Source organism: Sphingobacterium siyangense, from assembly GCF_007830445.1.
GTDB lineage: Bacteria > Bacteroidota > Bacteroidia > Sphingobacteriales > Sphingobacteriaceae > Sphingobacterium > Sphingobacterium siyangense.
Genome location: NZ_VLKR01000027.1, coordinates 58,396 through 76,837 on the forward strand (window position 1 = coordinate 58,396; position 18,442 = coordinate 76,837).

At 39.8% G+C, this 18,442-nt stretch carries 15 protein-coding genes; 7 read left to right on the forward strand and 8 right to left on the reverse strand.

Annotated features, from left to right (window positions below):
- Window positions 1-61 precede the first annotated feature (61 nt).
- Complete coding sequence (lon, locus tag IQ31_RS20555; protein WP_145329724.1) at window positions 62-2,539, reverse strand: endopeptidase La; 2,478 nt, start codon at window positions 2,537-2,539, stop codon at window positions 62-64.
- Window positions 2,540-2,881: 342 nt separating this feature from the next.
- Between lon and IQ31_RS20560 the strand changes: the two genes are divergently transcribed.
- Entirely contained in the window at window positions 2,882-3,538 is a 657-nt protein-coding gene (locus IQ31_RS20560; protein WP_075993900.1) for a tetratricopeptide repeat protein, read from the forward strand.
- Window positions 3,539-3,813: 275 nt separating this feature from the next.
- Entirely contained in the window at window positions 3,814-4,368 is a 555-nt protein-coding gene (locus IQ31_RS20565) for a ferritin (RefSeq protein ID WP_145329726.1), read from the forward strand.
- 98 nt (window positions 4,369-4,466) lie between these two features.
- Here IQ31_RS20565 and IQ31_RS20570 read toward each other — a convergent pair whose 3' ends face one another.
- The 4 genes from IQ31_RS20570 to gpmI all read right to left on the reverse strand — a co-directional run bounded on the left by IQ31_RS20570 (window position 4,467) and on the right by gpmI (window position 9,557).
- Entirely contained in the window at window positions 4,467-6,761 is a 2,295-nt protein-coding gene (locus IQ31_RS20570; RefSeq protein WP_145329728.1) for a TonB-dependent receptor, read from the reverse strand.
- 152 nt (window positions 6,762-6,913) lie between these two features.
- Complete coding sequence (locus IQ31_RS20575; RefSeq protein ID WP_145329730.1) at window positions 6,914-7,240, reverse strand: hypothetical protein; 327 nt, start codon at window positions 7,238-7,240, stop codon at window positions 6,914-6,916.
- A gap of 216 nt (window positions 7,241-7,456) precedes the next feature.
- Window positions 7,457-8,044 (reverse strand): hypothetical protein, encoded by a 588-nt coding sequence (locus tag IQ31_RS20580; RefSeq protein WP_145329732.1) that lies wholly within the window; start codon window positions 8,042-8,044, stop codon window positions 7,457-7,459.
- A complete protein-coding gene (gpmI, locus tag IQ31_RS20585; protein WP_145329734.1) occupies window positions 8,025-9,557 on the reverse strand; it encodes a 2,3-bisphosphoglycerate-independent phosphoglycerate mutase in 1,533 nt (510 codons plus the stop codon). The genes IQ31_RS20580 and gpmI overlap by 20 nt, the downstream gene beginning before the upstream one ends.
- Before the next feature lie 174 nt (window positions 9,558-9,731).
- Between gpmI and IQ31_RS20590 the strand changes: the two genes are divergently transcribed.
- The 4 genes from IQ31_RS20590 (at window position 9,732) to IQ31_RS20605 (ending at window position 12,730) form a co-directional block, all read left to right on the forward strand.
- A complete protein-coding gene (locus IQ31_RS20590; RefSeq protein ID WP_158638932.1) occupies window positions 9,732-10,190 on the forward strand; it encodes a DUF4783 domain-containing protein in 459 nt (152 codons plus the stop codon).
- Window positions 10,191-10,267: 77 nt separating this feature from the next.
- Window positions 10,268-11,125: a carboxylating nicotinate-nucleotide diphosphorylase gene (nadC, locus tag IQ31_RS20595; RefSeq protein ID WP_145329738.1), complete on the forward strand. Its 858-nt coding sequence runs from the start codon at window positions 10,268-10,270 to the stop codon at window positions 11,123-11,125.
- 15 nt (window positions 11,126-11,140) lie between these two features.
- The gene (plsY, locus tag IQ31_RS20600) at window positions 11,141-11,791 is read left to right on the forward strand and encodes a glycerol-3-phosphate 1-O-acyltransferase PlsY (protein ID WP_145329740.1); all 651 of its coding nucleotides are present in this window, start codon (window positions 11,141-11,143) and stop codon (window positions 11,789-11,791) included.
- Window positions 11,792-11,917: 126 nt separating this feature from the next.
- Window positions 11,918-12,730: a M48 family metallopeptidase gene (locus IQ31_RS20605; protein WP_145329742.1), complete on the forward strand. Its 813-nt coding sequence runs from the start codon at window positions 11,918-11,920 to the stop codon at window positions 12,728-12,730.
- Between the two features lie 72 nt (window positions 12,731-12,802).
- On the opposite strand, the gene IQ31_RS20610 is transcribed toward IQ31_RS20605, so the two are convergent.
- Window positions 12,803-13,279 carry a hypothetical protein gene (locus tag IQ31_RS20610; protein WP_145329744.1) on the reverse strand — a complete coding sequence of 159 codons (477 nt, stop codon included), beginning with the start codon at window positions 13,277-13,279 and terminating at the stop codon, window positions 12,803-12,805.
- A 465-nt stretch (window positions 13,280-13,744) separates the two neighbouring features.
- On the opposite strand from IQ31_RS20610, the gene IQ31_RS20615 reads away from it, so the two are divergent.
- Window positions 13,745-17,053: a TonB-dependent receptor gene (locus IQ31_RS20615; protein WP_145329746.1), complete on the forward strand. Its 3,309-nt coding sequence runs from the start codon at window positions 13,745-13,747 to the stop codon at window positions 17,051-17,053.
- A gap of 291 nt (window positions 17,054-17,344) precedes the next feature.
- Here IQ31_RS20615 and IQ31_RS20620 read toward each other — a convergent pair whose 3' ends face one another.
- Window positions 17,345-17,584, reverse strand: coding sequence for a hypothetical protein (locus IQ31_RS20620; protein ID WP_158638934.1), 240 nt, complete (start codon window positions 17,582-17,584; stop codon window positions 17,345-17,347).
- A gap of 11 nt (window positions 17,585-17,595) precedes the next feature.
- On the reverse strand, window positions 17,596-18,234 hold the full coding sequence (locus tag IQ31_RS20625; RefSeq protein WP_145329750.1) for a hypothetical protein: 639 nt from the start codon (window positions 18,232-18,234) through the stop codon (window positions 17,596-17,598).
- Between the last annotated feature and the right edge of the window lie 208 nt (window positions 18,235-18,442).

The window sequence follows — 18,442 nt, forward strand, 5'->3', positions numbered from 1 at the left end:
CTTTTGGGGGCAGTCCAAATTTTGAATAGCCCCTTTCTATTCAAAACCTTTCAGGTATCTGTTAATTCTCTTTTTTTGTATTTTCTATATCTTGAGCCAGATCGATGGCACCAGTTACTTTTTCTTCCAATAGCGCGAGTTTGATCACCTGCGACATTTCAGTCACATAGTGGAATTGCATGTCTTTGATATAATCTTCCTTGATTTCCAAGATGTCTTTTTCATTGGATTTACAAAGGATAATATCTTTGATGTTCGCACGTTTTGCGGCAAGGATTTTCTCCTTAATACCGCCAACAGGCAATACTTTTCCACGTAAGGTAATTTCACCTGTCATAGCTAATTTCTCCTTCACTTTACGTTGGGTAAACAGCGATGTCAGTGCGGTGAGCATCGTTATACCAGCTGAAGGTCCATCTTTTGGAATAGCGCCTGCTGGAACGTGAATATGGATATCCCAATGGTCGAAAACACGATAGTTAATGCCGAAATCCGAAGCGTGGGCTTTCAGGTAGGCTAGTGCAATCGACGCAGATTCTTTCATGACATCACCCAAATTACCGGTCAGGCTCAAACGTCCTTTTCCTGGGCTCAGTGAAGATTCTATAAATAAGATATCGCCACCTACCGAAGTCCAGGCCAAGCCTGTTACGACACCGGCGACATTGTTATTTTCGTAGATGTCCTTATCAAATATTGGGGCACCTAGGATATCAAGTAGATCTTGTTCGTTTATACTTGGACTGTAATCCTTTTCCATGACAATACGTGTTGCAATACCACGTACCACAGAGCCGATCTTTTTTTCTAATCCGCGGACGCCAGATTCACGTGTGTAATCCTCAATAATCTGTTCGATGATCTTCGCTTTTAACGAGACATCTTTGGATGCCATTCCATGCATTTCGCGTTGTTTTGGCAAAAGGTGTTTTTTCGCGATTTCGATTTTTTCCTCGATGGTATAGCCATTCACTTCGATAATTTCCATCCGATCCAATAGCGCAGGTTGAATAGAACTCAAAGAATTGGCTGTCGCGATAAACATCACTTTGGAAAGGTCAAACTCCATTTCCACATAATGGTCATAGAAATGTGTGTTTTGTTCCGGATCTAATACCTCCAATAAGGCCGACGAAGGATCTCCTTTGAAATCTGCGCTCATTTTATCGATTTCGTCCAGAATAAAAACCGGATTTGCTGCCCCTGCTTTTTTCAAGGACTGAATGATACGGCCCGGCATTGCGCCGATATAGGTCTTGCGGTGTCCTCTGATTTCTGCTTCATCGCGTACACCACCCAAAGCCATACGGGTATATTTGCGTCCTAATGCTTTGGCAATGGATCTTCCCAAAGAGGTTTTACCCACCCCCGGAGGGCCTACCAAACAAAGAATAGGTGCTTTCATATCATTTTTTAATTTCAATACCGCAAGGTATTCAATGATACGTTTTTTTACTTTCTCGAGTCCGTAATGATCTTTGTCGAGCACTTTTTGTGCTTTGTTTAGATCAAAATTGTCTTTTGTTGTTTCATTCCAAGGTAGATCTAGCAAAAGCTCAAGGTAATTGAGCTGTACCGAATAATCTGCAGCAGCAGGATTGATCCGCGATAGCTTTTCGAGTTCCTTTGTGAAATGTTTTTCTACATCAACATTCCATTTCTTTTTCTTGCCCCGTTTTTTAAGCTCTTCCAGCTCAAGATCGGGCGTATTGCCACCCAGCTCTTCCTGAATTGTTTTGAGCTGTTGGTTCAGGAAATAGTCACGTTGTTGTTTGTCAAGGTCGACACGTACTTTATTCTGAATCTGGTGCTTTAGTTCCAACATCTGGATTTCAGTGGTCAACAGCTCCAGTAAAAGTTTGGCACGATTCTCTACTTTAGGTATTTGAAGTAGTTCCTGTTTTCTGATCATTTCGACATTGATATTCGACGAAATGAAGTTGATCAGAAACGAGGGGCTTTCAATATTTTTGATGGCAATACCAGCTTCACTAGGTAAGTTTGGCGAAAGCTGGATGATCTGCAGCGCCATTTCTTTTAAGGTAGAAATTGTCGCTTTAAAGTGCTTGGTCATCTTCGGTTTCGCTTCGTTGAATTTCTCCACACGCGCCTTTAAATAAGGTTCGGTTTCGACAATTTCTAACAAGTTGAACCGTTGTTTTCCCTGGATAATGACGGTGGTATTACCATCAGGCATTTGGAGTACTTTAATGATATGAGCTACAGTGCCCACTTTATTTAGTTCTTCAAATCCTGGGTCCTCTACAGTCATATCCTTCTGAGAAACAACACCAATAGTTTTACTGCCTTTATAGGCTTCTTTGACTAATTTGATGGATTTATCTCGACCTACGGTAATCGGAATGACAACACCGGGAAATAATACGGTATTACGTAAAGGCAAAATAGACAATGCTTCTGGAATTTCAGCATTCGCCATATTATCTTCATCCTCTTGTGTAAGTAAAGGGAAGAATTCGGTATCCTCTGCAACGATTGGAATTGCTTGACTGAAATCAAAAGTTTCGAATTTGCTCATAGTATTTATTTTGTGTATTTGGCAGTCGCTGACATGTTGACGGCTGACTTTCAAATTTTAAGCTTCTATTATTGTTTCCCCTATATTGCAAGGGAAGTGCCAATTGCTAAAAGTGAGCAAAATTACAAATCTATTTTCTAGAATAGGAAAAAAAGGCAGGTTAAATAAAATTTATCTGCCATTTGTTGGAGAAATAGGCATAATAATTGTAATATTGGAATGTGAAAGGGCACCGATGGCAGTTCTTGCGTTTAAAGAAATCAACCGGCGGTTTTTTCAAAAATGTAGAAACGATCACAAGTGATCATTAAAGAGTGAATATAAAAACGTAACTATTTAGATATGAATTTAAAATCATTTAAATTGGGTTTGTTTACTGGGGTTTTTGCCTTAGTTGCTTTTAGCGCGAATGCGCAACAACCAAAACAGGCTGAGCATAGCAACGCTAATGTGAGAATGGGGCAGAAAGCTCTTTTGGATGGTGATTTCAAGAATGCCGAGTCATACTTGACTAAAGCCCTCCCTCAAGAAGGGAAAGATCCGGACGTATTATATATGTTGGGATATTCTCAATTTCAAAATGGTGACTATAAAAAATCAGCTGAAACTTTTGGAAAAGTAGTTGCATTGAACGGTAAAAATGCAAATGCTTTATACTTCAAAGCGAAAGCAACAAACAATCTTGCTACTCAATCCACAAATAAGACATCTGTTGCTAACAAAGAGCAGTTGTTGAAAGTTGCTATTGAGGATTATTCAAAAGCAATTGCTATTACACCGACTGATTCGAAATTCTATCAAAATAGAGCGATCGCGAATCGCGATTTAGGTATCTTGATCGGAACGGAGGGTACACCTAACTACAATAAGGCAATGGCAACTGACGCTTATAACAATGCAATCAAGGATTACGAAAAAGTGTTGAGCTTTGATGCATCGAAAAAAGATATCCAAACAGAAATCAAAAAAGCGAAAGTATATAGAGATAACTTGAAATAGTATCGCTATAAAAGCATAGAAAAAGGGAATGCCAATGGTATTCCCTTTTTTTGTGCTTATTAATTTTGTAACTATTGATTTTGTAACTATTGATTTTGTAACTATTGATTTGTGCCGGTTGAAATGTACTTGTTGGAATGTAACGGTCGGAATATGCCTGTCACAAATGAGATCCAGTTTCATTTAAAGGGGCGAATTTTCGGCAGTTTTTCCTCGATAAATTTCAAACGAAATAAGCACTGAAACTGTTCTTTTCCTAAATCAAAATGAATATTATGGAAACGAATCGATTGTCAAAGGAAATGCAGGAAATTTTAATCAGTCAGATGACAAAAGAGGCTGAGGCTGCACAGATTTATTTGGCGTTGGGGGTATGGGCAGATGATCAGGGTTATGGCGGAACCGCCAATTTTCTGTATAGACATGCCCAGGAAGAGCGAAATCACATGACTAAAATTATGGGTTATATTCTGGAAAGAGGTGGCCGCCCCAGAATACAAGCTATTGCAGAGCCGCCAGCGGACCCGCAATCGCTGACCGAATGCTTTAATCGCGTTTTTAAACATGAAGTAGATAATACCGAAGCGATCTATAACATTGTTAATTTAGCGTTGGCGGAGAAGGACTGGGCAACATGGAACTTTGCACAGTGGTTTGTTAAGGAACAGATCGAGGAAGAGAAGTTAGCATTGGAATTGATTGATAAGTTGAAAATCGCTGGTGGTGACCGCGCTTCAGATGAATCCTTATTTGCGTTGGATTCCTCCCTGGAAGCCATGCCCGACGAAGTAGCCTTGGCAAGGGAAGCAACAGCAGATGACCCCAAATAAGTATAAAATAGAAAAGCGGGATCTTCAAGATCCCGCTTTTCTATTTTACGGTGTACTAATCTTAATCGACCTCACGATCATTTTTTGCCACGCTTAACTTACTTGATGCTCAATGGCAGATACACACCGAAGGTGATATTTCTACCCATATTGTAGACACCAAAGCTCGTGTCTTCCTGTGAAAGACGTCCTGGGCGCAATCGGCTCAACGCATCGTAATAACGTTTGTTGGTCAAGTTTGAAGCTGCTGCAAACACTTTGAGCTGTTGCGATCCGAAATGTAATGTCGTACCGATTCCTGCGTTCAATAAAGTATACGAGTTTGCTGGCGTTTCGAAGGTCTCATCAATGCGGTTCTGTTTGAAATAATTGTCCAGCCCCACAGAAACGTAGAAAGCATTCAATCCGCTAATCTTGGGCTCAAGACGCAGTGTATTGTGTACAACGCCAGCTGGAATCAATGCCAAGGGTCTGTTAAAGGTATTGTTCTGTGCATGGGTATAACTAAACGTATTGTCCAGATGTATCCAGTTTAACAAATGAAAATTTAGGCTTCCTTCGACACCGTAAAGATTGGCGTTTACCTGGCCATAGCGATATACGTCGTAGGTATGCGAATCGCCATCTTCACCTACCACGGTTTTCGTGTCGCCTTTTGTTGTTGAGGCATAGATAAAATTGTGGATATAGTTTTCATAGATTCCGATACTTCCTGTAACGATGCTATGTCCAAACTCGAGGGTTGCATCCGCTTGGTAACTTCTTTCAGGTTTTAGGTTTTCATTACCAACTTCATAGCGGTACGTTCCTTCGTGTACCCCGTTGGAACCTAATTCTGCCGGATTAGGCGCTCTAAAAGCCGAACCGGCATTCGCTTTGAAATTGAGGTCTTCGCTGAAAATATGTGTATATCCAAGCGCTCCGCTAACATTGCTGAAACTATTTTTAAAACCAGCGAACTGCTCTTCGTCTTCAATAAAGAGCTGCTTGCCTTTGTTATTGACGTAGTCATAGCGTAATCCAACGTTAAAGGTATTTTCGCCCCAGGTTTTCTTTGCATAGCCAAAAGCGCCCAATTCCAACTGATCATAGGCCGGAATTAAGAATTCAACACCTTTATTTAAACTGTGTTCCTGGCTAGCACTAATGCCAAAGACATGTTGCCAACCATTTTTTTCACTTAACGAATATTTTGCGTCAAGTGAATATGTATTCAGATCAAAGAATAAAGAAGGTGTTGCTTCTTCGAGCTCCCGACGTTGATTTTTTTGATAGCCCAGATCAAGTTTTAAACTACCCGAACCGATGACAAAGTTATTGTTGAGGGCCAGTTTGTAATGGCGGATATCCTGTTTAGGGAAATCTAAGGTCCGGCTTTTTGAGTTTATGTAAAGCGGGTCACCAGGTTCGGCGTCGTAAAAGCCGATATTATTTTTCAGGTATGAAAAATTCAGATGAGAGTAGCCCCATTGTTTGTTTAGCCCGAGCATACCACTGAAATTACTGGTATTAAAACCACTATTGCCATATCGGCCTGCGGGTGTATTATAAGAATATGCATTTTGATAAGAACCACGCCCACGCCATACGAAGCCATTTTCATTACCGGTAAGCATAACCGAACTATTGGTTAGTCCGTTGTTGGTGGAGTAGCTGCTCAATACTTCACCTTTAATTTGCCCAGCTGTAGGAACATTTGGTTCAAGCACATTGATTACACCGCCAATAGCATCAGATCCGTACATCAAAGAGGCTGCACCACGCAGGACCTCCACACGATCCGGCTGATTTTGGTCGATTTCAATACCATGTTCGTCACCCCATTGCTGTCCCATCTGTTTAACACCATCACTTACCGTGACGACACGGTTAAAACCGAGGCCCCGTATAACGGGTTTTGAAATACCTTGTCCTGTTGTGATCTGGCTTAGTCCGGGAACTTGTCGGGCAAGAGCATCAATAAGATTCGTTGCATTTCCCTGCAGTTCATCTTTGGAGATTACAGCAACCGAGGTACTGTTGCGCCGGCTCTGTGAAGTGACCAATGTACCTGTAACGACGACTTCATTGGTTTCAATAATACTTTCGGTTAGGGCGAAATCAAGGGAAAGATTTTCCGAAGTTAGATCGACGGTCTTGACAACGGACTGATAGCCCAAGAAACGGACCTCAACCAGGTAGCGTCCACTTGAAGGAAGTGATTTAAAGCTATAATGACCTTGTTGGTCTGATGCGGTGCTCGAACGAAGCTGTTGCAGTGATATTGTAGCACCAGCAATGGGAAGATTCGTTTTTGCATCCGTTACTTTACCGCTGATTGTTGCGGCGAGAGCTGGAAATATGGAGAAATAGGAGACAAGCATAAAAATGCAGCCTATAATTTTAAGTTTCATCTGTACGAATAATTTTTACGTATATATAACATCAAGGATAATAGCAACCCAATAATTCATCGTATGAATTCTTGAGATTGTCGAGTTCTAAAAACTTTTATGAAGTCGTTTGTCGCAATAATGAGAAGAGTATATGAATAACATTATTGGACTTATGTAAAAACTAACAGATGGGGGGGACCACGATTGCCAGAAAGCAGTGATCGAATAATTTGATCTCCCGTGATAAACAGGCCAAATTCGACCTGACGTGTCGGGAGTATTAATTCGCGTAGCGTAAAATGAAAAACAATTTGTGGATGTGAATTTTGATCACAGATGGAACACTTCGGATGGTCTGCATGGTGTTTTTTTGCAGGACTGTCTACGATACTGAGTGCAGTTTGCGGATGCGCATGGGTATACACAATGAACTGACCAATTAAGAAGGTCATTAAGAGCATTAATGCTGCGAATTTGTTCAATGAGATATCTTTCACGCTGAAATCACTACGTTTAAACCCATTTATCCGTTGAGTAATTTTGTTAATCTGGTCAAAGATAAGGAAAATAAAATATAAAGCAATTGTGTTGCATTTATTATTGTTGTGACATTGTATAAATGTCCGCTTAAAACATAAACTGAATTTACGAAAAATGCCCTCAAAAATGGATGCTATTCTTGAGGGCGCTGTGTATGGTACTGATCAGGCGGTCTATTTTTTGGAAGGAATAAACTTGCCTTCAATTTCGTATTGATTGGCATCCAAACCTTGGACATCCTGCAGTTTGACAATTCGATACAGCGAGTCGCTGTAATAGTCTAATTTTTCTTGACTATCGTATAAGGTATTTGTTATCTTTTTATCGATATGGATGTGTTTTACCTTTTCGTTTTTGTCAAACTCGATGCGCAGTTTCTGTATCTGCAGTTCTTTCTTTTTAGCTGTAAATTCTGTCACACAGTCTACAGCTTTGACTTCATACAGTGATGGATCGAAGTTTTTGCTGATATCGGCAGCTTGAAAAGCGGAGAGTTCATTTTTCCAGCTGCCAATTTTTAGTTCGCGTTGTTCTTTCTCACCGTCTTTGCTGACAGATTTCAGAACTGCGGGATTGAGCTGCTGCAAGCGATTGACTTCGGCATTAAAAAACGAATCGACAGAAAATATAGCTGTAGATTTTTGTGTTTTTTTTGTTGCGGATGGAGATCCACAGCTCCAAAAAAGCAGCGCACTGCCCATAACAAGGGAAAGTGCTCTGCTGCTATTTTTAAGTAAATTATTATTCTGATACCAATACATTTCCTGTCATTTCAACGGGGATATTGACGCCTAAAAGTTGTAAGACGGTCGGGGCAATATCACCTAATTTACCATCTGCTATTTTCTTATACTGATCGTCAATTAAGATACACGGAACCAAATTGGTGGTGTGTGCCGTATTTGGCGATCCATCTTCATTGACCATAAACTCGGAGTTACCGTGATCGGCCAAAATAATAAAGGAATAACCATTTTTAAGGCCTGTTTCAACAACCGTTTTTGTACATTGATCAACAGTTTCTACTGCTTTTATGACAGCGTCAAAAACACCGGTGTGACCTACCATGTCTGGGTTTGCAAAATTCAGACAGATAAAATCTGGTTGAAGGGTCTCCATGTCGTTGACGATAGCTTCTGTAATTCCTTTGGCAGACATCTCCGGTTGAAGATCGTAAGTCGCTACTTTTGGGGAGGGAACCAACAAGCGGTTTTCACCTTCAAACTGTTGTTCACGACCTCCTGAAAAGAAAAATGTTACGTGCGGATATTTCTCTGTTTCGGCAATACGTGTTTGTGTTTTATGGTTTGCTTCTAACACTTCACCTAAGGTATTGGTCAAGTTATCTTTTTGGAATACCACTCTGACATTTTGAAATGTTTCATCATAAGAGGTCATTGTCACATAATATAGATCTAATGGTTGTAGATCATATTCTGGAAATGCCTTTTGTGTCAACGCAATTGTAATCTCGCGGCCACGATCTGTTCTGAAGTTGTAACAGAATACAACATCACCTTCTTGGATTGTTGCCACTGGCGCACCGTTTGCATCTACCAATGCAATTGGTTTCACAAATTCATCGGTTACACCTTCGTCGTATGATTTTTGGATCGATGCAACAAGGTCATTGGATTTTTCACCTTCCGCTTTGACTAAAAGATCGTATGCTAATTTTACACGTTCCCATCTGTTGTCGCGGTCCATTGCATAATATCGGCCTATTGCAGAGGCAAAAGTACCTGTTGTCGTCTTTAAATAGTCTTGTAGGTCCTTAACATAACCAATGCCGGAGTTTGGATCCGTATCACGGCCATCTAAAAATGCATGTATAAAAACTTGGTCACTTGTCAAGCCGGCCTGTTTTGCAGCATCACATAAGCCTTTTAAGTGCTTTGTATGTGCGTGTACACCACCATCGGAAAGTAATCCGATTAAATGTACCTTTTTGTTATTTTCCAATGCATATTTAAATGCGTCTTGAATAATAGGATCCGTATTGAATACGCCATCGTTGACAGCTTTGTGAATACGACCCAATTCTTGATAGACGATTCTTCCGGCGCCAAGATTCATGTGACCAACCTCCGAGTTACCCATCTGTCCAGCAGGTAAGCCGACAGCTTCACCAGAGGCCTCTAAGCTCGAGTTTGGATAAGCTTCTAATAAATGATCTAAAAATGGTGTGTTTGCAGCTTCAACTGCATTTGATTTATCATGTTTTCCATATCCTAGTCCGTCTAGGATCATGAGTGCAACTTTTTTCTTATTCATCGTATAACAAAGATAATCTTAATTTTAGAATCTATCAACGCATCTTAAAAAGTTCCCTTGTTAATCCGTAATAATTTTATAGGTTTGTGGCATAGGATATGTTCGGTTAAAAAAGCAGAACTACCTAATGATTGATATGGATGATAGAAGCTGTTCTATAATATGTTGAGCTATATGAAATTTTTAAGCTATTGCGCATTTATACTTATTACTAGTCTTTTTGTACACACTGCGGCCTTCGGGCATTATTTAAGAGAAGTAAATACAGTGGTAAAGGTAGCTTTGCCAGGTGATGATGATTCTTTAGGAAGTATTTCAGAGGAACTGAAATCGTATTTGAAAGAAGGTAATGCAAAAAATATGGCCAAGTATTTCGGCTCAAACTTAACCTTATCTATTTTGGGGGAGAATGGTGTTTATACAAAATACCAATGTGAAATTATGTTGGCGGCATTTTTTAATCAGCATAAACCCAAGACTGTTAAATTGACGCAAGCCAGCAATGCGAACAATGGCTATCAATATTTTACATTTACATTAGCTACAGAACAAACAAACTATCGTGTCTTTATTAAGATCGGCGTAGGAAATAATAACCATTCGATTGAAGAGCTAAGAATCGGCAAAAATTAAAGCTAGCGATGCTTTTTTTATAAATCTATTTTTCGATTAAAAAATTATTCCACATCTTAGCCCAATAAATAGTATTTATGGAGAAGGAAATCAAGGACTATCTGGCCCATTTTGTAAAACAGGCTGTCGCGGAGGATTTGGGCGATGGAGATCATACCTCACTTTCTACGATTGAAACTGGCGCACAAGGTGAAGCCAAATTGATTGTTAAGGATAACGGTATTTTAGCAGGGGTCGAAGTGGCGCAGGCGATTATTGCCTATATTGACGATACGTTGACCTGCGAGGTGTTTATCCACGATGGAAGTCAGGTTAAAGTAGGTGATATTGCTTTTTATGTGAGGGGAAATATCCAAAGTATTTTGCTGGCAGAGCGTTTGGTGCTGAATGTCATGCAGCGTATGAGTGGCATTGCGACAACTACCCGAAAATACGTAGACCTTCTCAAAGGTACAGATACGAAAGTTTTGGATACCCGGAAAACCACACCCTTATTGCGTGTATTGGAGAAAGAGGCCGTTCGTATAGGAGGTGGAACCAATCATCGTTTTGGTCTTTTTGATATGATTTTAATTAAGGACAATCATGTGGACTATAGTGGCGGTATTGTACCGGCTCTAAAGCGCGCAAATGATTACAGAAAGACCCTAAATAAACCAATAGAAATAGAAATTGAAGTCCGAAATTTTGCGGAGCTTGATGAAGTTCTTAACTTTGGCGAAGTGGACCGAATCATGTTAGATAATTTTTCGCCGCAGGATGTAGCCAAAGCTGTTCAGCTAATTGACCATCGATTCAAGACAGAGGCCTCTGGGGGAATAACTTTCGACACGATCCGATCGTATGCGGAGGCTGGGGTAGATTATATTTCAGTAGGTGCTTTAACACATAGTGTAAAGAGCTTGGATCTTAGTCTGAAAGCCAAATTAATATAAGAACTGATTTAATTAATGATATCGATTTATTTAGTAACTGCAGTATTACTAGCTTATTTGTTTGGTTCCATACCTACAGCTGTTTGGTTGGGACAGGCATTTTATGGGGTAGATGTTCGTGAGTATGGTAGCGGTAATGCTGGGGCGACTAACACCTTTCGCGTATTGGGCCCTAAAGCGGGATCGATCGTGATGTTTGTAGATATATTTAAAGGCTGGACAGCAACAAACCTGGCTTATTTAATAGAACTGGGGCAAAATACGAGCGATGTCCAATTTGTCAACTTTCAGTTGGCACTTGGCGTTATTGCAGTATTGGGGCACTTGTTTCCTGTATTTGCGGGATTTAGAGGTGGAAAAGGGGTGGCAACCCTGTGTGGTATGATCCTCGCTATACATACACCTGCCGCTTTGGTCTGTGTTTCAGTGTTTATCATCATCCTGCTGACAACTCATTATGTTTCGCTCGGTTCCATTTCTGCAGGTTTTGCATTTCCTTTTAGTTTGGCCTTTATTTTTAAAACAACCATACCTTCTGTGCTGCTTTACGGAATAGCCATCTGTATCCTGTTGTTAATCACCCACCAAAAGAATATAGAGCGACTATTAAAGGGACATGAATCCAAGATTTACCTCTTTAAGAAAAAGTCGAAGGAAAAAGAATAGGCACAATAATTGCATCCGCTATAACGTATTTAATAATTTATTGTGAAATATCCATGTTGGAAAAGCTTAAGGCCGATCACCAGCGCATGGATATTCCATATGGCCATTGAAAGAAAATATATACATATGAACGGAGTGTTTAAATATTCGGCTATGGTATTAGCATGTGTAACACTGGCATCGGGGTTGTCAGGTTGCGCAACTTCAGCAGTTACAGGAAAAAAATATTTGAAATTGGTCAGCGCAGATCAAGTGAACCAACAAGCTGCATTGGCTTATAAAGATTTCTTATCGAAAAATAGCGCGAAAGTAGTAACCGGAACTGCAGATGCAGCCATGGTGAAACGTGTTGGTAACAAGCTTGCAACGGCGGTAAATCAGTATTTGCAGAGTACAGGTCGCGCAAATCAATTTAACTTCAATTGGGAGTTTAATCTGGTGAAGAGTGATGATGTGAATGCATGGTGTATGCCTGGGGGTAAAGTTGCGGTATATACCGGAATATTGCCGGTAACACGTACAGAAGCGGGATTGGCAACAGTAATGGGACACGAGATCGCCCATGCTATTGAGGAGCATTCTGTAGCTCAGGCTTCGAATCAGATCGCTTTACAGCTGGGTGGACAAATTTTAGGTTCAGCTGCAGGCGTATCTGGAAACAGTACGCTTGGTGTTTTTAACAATCTTTATGGATTAGGAGGCAACTTGGCGCAACTGAAATTTTCGAGAAGCGACGAATCGGATGCGGATGCAGCGGGTTTGATTATTATGGCTTTGGCAGGTTATAATCCAAATGAGGCTGTGGATTTCTGGAAACGTATGGCTTCGGGTAGTCAAAAAGGGCAGCCAGAGTTTTTGAGTACGCACCCGAGTGATGAGCGACGGATTGCGGATATTCAGAAATTGATTCCAAACGCGATGAAATATTATAAAAAATAAAGAATCAATACAATAAAAAAGCGGAGTATGCACCTAGCATACTCCGCTTTTTTATAAGCGTTTATGGCTATATTATACGCCTGCAAAAGCATCACTAATGCCGAGTACGACACCAACGACTAGCCCCATAAAATTAAAGGCGATAGTGATGATGACTATGATGCCAATAAATTTGTAATGCTTTTTGAGTGCATCTAAGCACAATTCGAGTTGGATGCTATCGCGGTTCTCGATTGCTTTTTTCGCTTTTGATCCAAAATTATAAAGGAAATAGATGGGAAGGCAGAAGAAAGCAAGAAATAAGAGATAAAGTACCCCGAATGTGGATAAGGCCCCTGCTGTTACATATTCGTCGGCTCCGAGTGATAATGCACTGGCTCCAAAGATTAGGCTGACCATGGTTATGGCAGAAATGCCGATGAAAATAAAACAGACAATGGCTAAAAAATTGGCCCATTTGGCCGCTGAAGCTAAAAAAGCGAGTCCTGCAGGAGACAGTTTAAGGTCTGCAGGTTCTTGAAAAGAAGAATTTTGAATACCGTCTTCCATGAAGCATAAATTATTAGGTGCGCGAATTTCTGAAAAGTTCTCGGTTTTTGAAACATTTTTTATATAAACCATCACGTCTATACAATCGTTTTGATTTTTTCGATCAGAATAGGTTATAGTGGCTCAAATCCGACAAGAAACTGAGTTGTTTAATAAAAGTCTCGATTGACAGGAAATTAGTTAAAAAATTTCAAAAAGTTAAATTCCGAATGGAAGAATGTTGTTACAAAAGATTTTTGCGGATTTGATGTGGAAAATTATTTTTAGAACAGTTTGTGTGAAGGGGAATGCTGGTTTAAAACATGTTACAACGTTTTTTTGCTGATAAATTGTATGTTAATATAGTAATTATCGCCTGTATTTCATGAAGTATGTGTGGTTTAGTGTGTTAAGTTTATATTAAGTCCTTTGTAATTTGAAATCTCTTAGTAATTTTGCTTAACATTTTTTAACAAATCACATTATATGAAAAGATCTTTACTCTTTTTCGCTCTTGTTATGGCTAGTTATGGTGCTGTACAAGCTCAGGTTACAACAAGTAGCGTTACAGGTATTGTAAAAGAGTCAAACGGACAGTTCACATCGGGAGCAACAATTAAAGCTACGCACGTGCCATCAGGAACTGTTTATTCTGGCTCGGCTAACGCTGCAGGTCGGTTCAACTTAGCTAATATGCGTGTTGGCGGACCCTACAAAATTGAAGTAACCTATGTAGGACAACAGCCTATCGTGTATGAAGATGTTTATTTGCAATTAGGTGAACCATTCGTAGTAAATCCTGTTTTCGGCGATTCAGCGACTAATCTTGAAGAAGTAGTTGTTACAAGAGCTGGTGTTTTAAAAGGAGAGCGAAATGGAGCATCTACCATTGTTGGGCGTCGTCAGATCGAAAATTTGCCTACAATTACGAGAAGTGTAAATGATTTAACCCGTTTAACTCCGCAGGCTAATGGGACTGCAATTGGTGGTGGAAATTACCGTGCCAATAATTTCACTGTTGACGGTGCGAATTTCAATAACCAATTTGGTATTGGCCAAAATATTCCAGCAAATGGTTCTCCAATTTCTATTGACGCGATAGAGCAGATTTCAGTGAATGTAACTCCGTTTGATGTTCGTCAATCAGGTTTTACTGGAGCGTCTATTAATGCTGTAACACGTTCTGGTCGTAACGATTTCTTTGGCTCAGCTTTTTATAGTGGTCGTTCTGATAAACAACAAGGAACTCGTGTAAATGATGTGGTGTTTACACCTAATGATCTAAGTGTAAAACAGTATGGTGTAAGTTTAGGTGGTCCAATTATTAAAAACAAGTTATTCTTCTTTGTGAATGTTGAACAATTGAAGCAAACTGAACCAGGGCCGACCAAAGTTGCTTCTGTAAAAGAATCTGACTATGGAACTACAAGTTATTTTGCAAGACCTACAGTTGCTTTTATGGATGAAGTGAGCAATTATTTGAAAAATACTTATGGTTATGATCCTGGTGCTTACCAAGGATATTCTTCGAAAAGTAATAATGATAAGATCTTTGCTCGTATCGATTGGAACATTGCTGATAATCACAAAATTAATTTTAGATACAACCAAGTTAAAGGGAAATCTCCTTCTAATTTGAGCTCATCGTTTAGTGGTTCTAATATTGATACAAAAGTGTATCCAATGAGTAGAACTGGAAATAATGCTTTAAGTTTTCAAAACTCGAATTATTTCCAAGAAACAAATTTATATTCTGCGACAGCCGAATATAATGGAAAGATTGGTAATTTGAATCATTCTGCTCGTCTCTCTTATGTGAACCAAGATGAGCCTAGAAGTGTCTCGGGAAGTGTATTTCCTTTAGTAGATATACGTGATGGTATTGCTGGTACTGGTGGTAACATACTTACCTCTTTTGGAACAGATCCGTTTACGTACGGAAATCTTCGCTCGGTCAAAACTTGGACTGCAAATTATGACGCTAACTATACCTTGAATGATCATTACTTTACTGGAGGTCTTCAGTTTGAGACATCGCGTACAGTAAATGGATTCCAACGTTTTGGAGCCGGGTATTATATGTATAACTCTTGGCAAGACTTTATAGGTGGTAAACCTGCTGTAAACTATGCATTGACTTATCCGTTGACGGCAGATGGCTCACAGGCTATGCCAAGCTTCAAGTTTAACCAATGGTCACTTTATCTGCAAGATCAGTTTACAGTAAATGAAAAATTGAAATTGACAGGGGGGATCCGCTTAGAGCTTCCAACATATCCTGATGTATCGGAAATGAAAACTCATCCACTGTTGCAGAGCTTAGAATTTGCTAACGGACTTCATCTAAATACAGGTGCGATGCCTAAAACAAGAGTAATGGTATCTCCGCGTTTTGGATTTAATTATGATGTTAATGGTGATCGTTCATTTATTGTTCGTGGAGGTACAGGAGTATTTACTGGTCGAATTCCTTTTGTTTGGATCGTTGCTCAATCAGGAGATTCCGGTATGCTTCAATATACAAAGACTTATGCTGCTGGCGATGCAAATATGCCATCATTTAGCCCAGATATTAAAGCAAACTACCCTGCCACGCCTGATGCAGCAGGAACTTCATTGCCTGGAAATATGTCTGCGATGGATGTTAACCTTAAATTTCCTTCAACTTGGAAATCAAGTGTAGCTGTTGATTACAAGTTACCTTGGGGAGTAGTGGGTACAGTAGAGGCTATCTATAATAAAGATATTAATGCTGTAGTTGCAAAAAATGTAAACTTGGTTGATCCGACGGCAATGAATATCGCTGGATATGGAGATACTAGATTTATTTTCCCGAATGCAAACGCAGATAAATACCTATATACAATTGACTCAAAAGGACAACCGGTAAAAGGATCTACGGGACAATTTATTCCAACGTACATGACCAATGCAAAAGGTGGTCATTATTACTCGGTGACTGCTCAATTGCAAAAAAGCTTCGATAAAGGATTCTCTGGAATGATTGCCTACACTTATAGTGGTGCTAAAAATTATGGTGATGGTGCTGGAGATCAGATTCAAAACTTATGGTCTATCCCATTGCAAGCAAATGGTAATTCCAATAATCCAGAGCTGGGCTATACAACCAATATTGTTCCTCATCGTTTAATGGGATCTGTGACTTATACCAACAATTGGATAGGCAAATTGAATACTTCAATGACATTATTCTACAGTGGAAGTTCAATGGGTAGATTCTCTTACTATTATGGTTCTGATTTTAATCGTGATGGTCAAAATAATGACTTAATCTACATCCCGAAAGATGCTTCAGAATTGAAATTTAGTGATATCGCAGCTGGTAACAGTAACTACGGTAAAAAAGCCTACACTGCTCAAGAACAATCTGATATTTTTTGGGGCTTAGTGGATGGTGATAAATACCTTCGCGAGCACAAAGGAAAATACGTTGAACGTAATGGCGCTGTTGCACCATGGAGACACCAGTTTGACTTCCATTTATCACAAGAAGTATTTAGAGGAATTGGTGGCGGAAATAATTCGTTAGAATTCTTCTGGGACGTGATGAATATTGGTAACCTATTTAATTCTTCTTGGGGTACTTATAAGATTAATAACAATATTTTATTGACCCCAACGAATATTGCTAAGGTTGAAGCAAATGGTACTACAGTCCCTACTTTTAACTTAGGCTATGCTAATGGAGATGCGATTAAGGCGCTTAACCGACCAAATGAATCAATTTCTTCAACATATTATATGCAGTTCGGTGTTAAATTTAAATTTAACTAGGAATACTATATAGTAAATTAATCTACGACACCCCAAAAGCTTTTATCAAGCTTTTGGGGTGTTTTTTTTCGATTGCAAAAGGTGCTCGAATTAGGGGGGGATTGCAAATTAAAACTTAAACAAATATTATCAGTCCATTAGAACTAAAAAATTCTTCAATGTTTAGAAATTGCTTATACTATAATTTACAACGGAGGTTTTGATTTATATTATCAAGAGCAACTTTAACAAAGTTTTGTTTTGTCGCAAATAAAGTTCTTTTACGATCACTCTAATTTTCGATCTTTCCGATTATTTGATCAAATGTGTTATAGCAATGTTCAGTTCGCGGATACTTTTAAAGGTCTCATTTCGGAGTGGCGCATATATCCGTTGATAGGTTATTTTAACAGCACCTTCCACTGATGCCTTATCCCTGGGTTTTGCAGGACGTGTGGCCAGGAGCGCTATGTTATTATGATTGGCCCATTGCTCCAGCATATCGGCGAACTTTGGCTCGTAACGATTACTGCGCACGACCCATTGTTTCATGTTGTCCGACTTTACCGATAAGGGTACGCCTTTACCGATAAGGGTACACGTCCAAAATAGTCAAGAGCATTGTTAAGCGCCCGCAATACCTGCGGCAGGGATGCATTAACGAGCGCTTCCACATAACTATAACCACTAAAAGGTAATACGGCGACCAGAACAGGACAGGCTATCAGTTCACCACTGTCGGTATCCACATAATGGAGCATATCACCAGCAAAGTCTACCTGCAGCAGCTTCCCGGGCTCATGTTCAAAACGCATGGTGGCTCCCTGTTTGCGGATATGTTCCTGTAGAAGTTTACAGAATCTGGAATAGCCAAAGCCATCGGGATATTCATTAATATATTCCTGCCATAACAGCTGACGCGTAACACCTACACGACGGAGTTCGGAAAATAGATAGGAAAACTGCGATGCAAGATGTATCCGGCGGGGATCTTTTTCTATCTGTTCCGCTTTGCCCGCATTAAGATAGGCCTTCAGCTCGGCATCGGAAAAAAGGAGCAGTTCCGCAATACTGAATCCGCTGTCGGCGAACCGCTGCAAATAACTTGCGATGGTACGTCTATTGATACCGGTCTCCCTTTCGATGGAACGCTGGGAAAAGCCACGTTCCAAAAACAGCAATATCTGTCTTATCTTCTGCATATTTAAAGGTCTGTTTGCCATATCGTTAGGTCTAATACTAGGCCCAACTTAGCAATCTTTTTTTCTTAAATATCCAGTGGTATAGTTTGCCGCGGAATTATTGGTGCACTTTGTGGTTCTTCCCCACTTTTGGTGGTAATACCATCATATTTGTCTTCAATTAGCGTTCATATTTTAATGAATGCATCAAAACTTGTTTTTTCGGACG

Excerpts from the sequence above, each read along its gene's own strand:
- IQ31_RS20625 (WP_145329750.1), bottom strand. The coding sequence starts at position 18,234 with ATGCAGAAGATAAGACAGATATTGCTGTTTTTGGAACGTGGCTTTTCC.
- IQ31_RS20565 (WP_145329726.1), top strand. The coding sequence starts at position 3,814 with ATGGAAACGAATCGATTGTCAAAGGAAATGCAGGAAATTTTAATCAGT.
- gpmI (WP_145329734.1), bottom strand. The coding sequence starts at position 9,557 with ATGAATAAGAAAAAAGTTGCACTCATGATCCTAGACGGACTAGGATAT.
- IQ31_RS20590 (WP_158638932.1), top strand. The coding sequence starts at position 9,732 with ATGAAATTTTTAAGCTATTGCGCATTTATACTTATTACTAGTCTTTTT.
- IQ31_RS20570 (WP_145329728.1), bottom strand. The coding sequence starts at position 6,761 with ATGAAACTTAAAATTATAGGCTGCATTTTTATGCTTGTCTCCTATTTC.
- IQ31_RS20580 (WP_145329732.1), bottom strand. The coding sequence starts at position 8,044 with ATGTATTGGTATCAGAATAATAATTTACTTAAAAATAGCAGCAGAGCA.
- nadC (WP_145329738.1), top strand. The coding sequence starts at position 10,268 with ATGGAGAAGGAAATCAAGGACTATCTGGCCCATTTTGTAAAACAGGCT.
- lon (WP_145329724.1), bottom strand. The coding sequence starts at position 2,539 with ATGAGCAAATTCGAAACTTTTGATTTCAGTCAAGCAATTCCAATCGTT.
- IQ31_RS20615 (WP_145329746.1), top strand. The coding sequence starts at position 13,745 with ATGAAAAGATCTTTACTCTTTTTCGCTCTTGTTATGGCTAGTTATGGT.
- IQ31_RS20610 (WP_145329744.1), bottom strand. The coding sequence starts at position 13,279 with ATGGAAGACGGTATTCAAAATTCTTCTTTTCAAGAACCTGCAGACCTT.
- IQ31_RS20560 (WP_075993900.1), top strand. The coding sequence starts at position 2,882 with ATGAATTTAAAATCATTTAAATTGGGTTTGTTTACTGGGGTTTTTGCC.
- plsY (WP_145329740.1), top strand. The coding sequence starts at position 11,141 with ATGATATCGATTTATTTAGTAACTGCAGTATTACTAGCTTATTTGTTT.
- IQ31_RS20605 (WP_145329742.1), top strand. The coding sequence starts at position 11,918 with ATGAACGGAGTGTTTAAATATTCGGCTATGGTATTAGCATGTGTAACA.
- IQ31_RS20620 (WP_158638934.1), bottom strand. The coding sequence starts at position 17,584 with ATGAAACAATGGGTCGTGCGCAGTAATCGTTACGAGCCAAAGTTCGCC.